A 2635-nucleotide genomic window follows, 5' to 3' on the forward strand; every position below is an offset into this window, starting at 1 on the left:
CGGCCAGGACGGCCCGGGCGTGCCGGATCTTCGCCGGCGTCTGGAGGGGCTGCCGCACGGGCAGCGCACGGACGCCGTCCTGGAGGTGGTGCGCGCCCACACCGCGGCCGTCCTCGGCTACGGCCCCGAGGAGCCGCTGGAGGACCGGCGCCCCTTCAAGGAGCTCGGGTTCGACTCGGTGACCGGTGTCGAACTGCGCAACCGGCTGAACGCGGAGACCGGTCTGCGGCTGCCGGCCACGCTCGTCTTCGAGCATCCGACGCCGACCGCGCTCGCCGGCCACGTGCTGGCCGAACTCGGCGTGGGCGCCGCCGCCGAGGCGCAGCGGCCGGTGGACGTCGACGCGCTGGAGGCGGCCGCCACGGCCCTGGACGCGTCGGCGCTGGCCCCGGCGGACACGGACCGCCTGTCGGCCGTCTCCCGCGTCCTTCAGGAGATCCTCGCGCGCGCCGGTGACCGGCAGGCACCCCCGGAGGAACCGCACGAGGCGCCGCAGGCGCTCGACGACGCGTCGGACGACGAGTTGTTCCAGTTCATCGATGAGAAGTTCGGACTCTGACATGGCGAATGAAGACAAGCTGCGCGCCTATCTCAAGCGCGTCACCGGTGAACTGGACACGACGCGGGAGCGGCTGCGGCAGGCCGAGGGCAGGCACCGGGAACCGATCGCCGTGGTGGCGATGAGCTGCCGGCTGCCGGGCGGCGTCGCATCGCCCGAGGACTTCTGGCGGCTGCTCGACGACGGCGCCGACGCCATCGGCCCGTTCCCCGAGGACCGCGGGTGGGACACGAACCGGCTCTACGACCCGGACCCGGACAACGCCGGCACCGTGTACGCCGCCGCCGGCGGATTCCTCGACGAGGCGGCCGCGTTCGACGCGGGGTTCTTCGGGATCTCGCCGCGCGAGGCCGTGGCGATGGACCCCCAGCAGCGGCTCCTCCTGGAGAACGCCTGGGAGGCGTTCGAGGGCGCGGGCATCACCGTGGAGTCGGTGCAGGACCGGCCGACGGGTGTCTACGTCGGCACCAACGGCCAGGACTACGCGGACCTGATCGGCGACGGCAGCAGTGAGGGGCACGCCCTGACGGGCGCCGCCGCCAGTGTCCTGTCCGGGCGCATCGCCTACGCGCTGGGGCTGCGAGGCCCGGCCCTGAGCATCGACACGGCCTGCTCCTCCTCGCTGGTGGCGGTGCACCTGGCGGTACAGGCGCTGCGGCGGGGCGAGTGCGCGCTGGCGCTGGCCGGCGGGGCCACGGTGATGGCCACGCCGCAGCTCCTCGTGGAGTTCAGCCGGCAGCGAGGCCTGGCGCCGGACGGGCGGTGCCGGGCCTTCTCCGACCACGCCGACGGCACCGGCTTCGCCGAGGGCAGCGGCATGCTCCTGCTGGAGCGGCTCGGCGACGCCCGCCGCAACGGTCACCCCGTGCTCGCCGTGATCCGGGGCACCGCCGTCAACCAGGACGGGGCGTCCAACGGCCTCACCGCACCCAGCGGGCAGGCGCAGCAGGACGTGATCCGGGCCGCCCTGGCCGACGCCGGGCTCGGCGCCGCCGACGTCGACGCGGTGGAGGCGCACGGCACCGGCACCCGGCTCGGCGACCCGATCGAGGCCCGCGCGCTGATCGCCACATACGGGGCGGCCCACACGACGGGCGACCCGCTGTGGCTGGGCGGGGTGAAGTCCAACATCGGTCACACGCAGGCCGCCGCCGGAGTCGCGGGCATCATCAAGATGGTCCAGGCGCTGCGCAACGGCCGGCTGCCGCGCACCCTGCACGCCGAGGAGCCGAACACCCACGTCGACTGGTCCGAGGGCGGGGTGCGGCTGCTGTCGGAACCGGTGCCGTGGACGCCCGGCGAGCGGGTGCGCCGCGCCGGTGTGTCCTCGTTCGGGATCAGCGGCACCAACGCGCACATCGTCCTGGAGGGACCGGAGGGCAGCGCGCCCGTGCCGGTACCGGACGCGGCGCCCGCGCAGGACGCCGCCCACCACCAGGTCGTGCCGTGGCTGCTCTCCGGCCGGGACGAGGCCGCGCTGCGCGCACAGGCGCACCGGCTCGCCGGCCATGTGACGGACCGGCCCGCCACCGACGTGGCGGACGTGGCGTACTCGCTGGCGGCCACGCGCACCGCGTTCGAGCACCGGGCGGTCGCCGTGGGCGGCGACCTCGACGAACTGCTGGGCGCCGTACGGGCGATCGCCGACGGCACCGCCGCCGCCGGCACGGCCGCGCTGCCGGGCCGGACCGCGTTCGTCTTCCCGGGGCAGGGGGCTCAGCGGCCCGGCATGGGCCGGGAGCTGTACCGGGACTTGCCGGCGTTCGCCGCAGCCTTCGACGCGGTCTGCGCAGAATTCGACCCTCAGCTCGAACGGCCGCTGCGGGAGGTCGTGTTCGCCGAGCGCGGCACTCCCGAGGCGACGCTGCTGGACCAGACCGGATTCACCCAGCCCGCGCTGTTCGCCGTCGAGGTGGCGCTGTTCCGGCTCCTGGAGTCGTGGGGCGTCACCGCCGACTACGTGATGGGCCACTCGGTGGGCGAGCTGGCGGCCGCGCACGTGGCGGGTGTGCTGTCCCTCGCCGACGCCTGCGCCCTGGTCGCCGCCCGCGGCCGGCTGATGCAGGCCCTGCCCGC

General features: G+C 75.2%; 2 protein-coding genes. Both read left to right on the top strand.

Annotation, left to right across the window (positions count from 1 at the left end; genetic code table 11):
* The coding region (locus AWZ10_RS55235) for a phosphopantetheine-binding protein (RefSeq protein WP_079104502.1) at positions 1 to 559 on the top strand (559 nt) is incomplete at its 5' end.
* Positions 540 to 2635 (top strand): type I polyketide synthase (locus tag AWZ10_RS31030; protein WP_425264516.1); only part of this gene is annotated, 2096 nt, incomplete at its 3' end. The genes AWZ10_RS55235 and AWZ10_RS31030, both read left to right, overlap by 20 nt.

The sequence above is a fragment of the Streptomyces europaeiscabiei genome (assembly GCF_001550375.1).
GTDB lineage: Bacteria > Actinomycetota > Actinomycetes > Streptomycetales > Streptomycetaceae > Streptomyces > Streptomyces europaeiscabiei.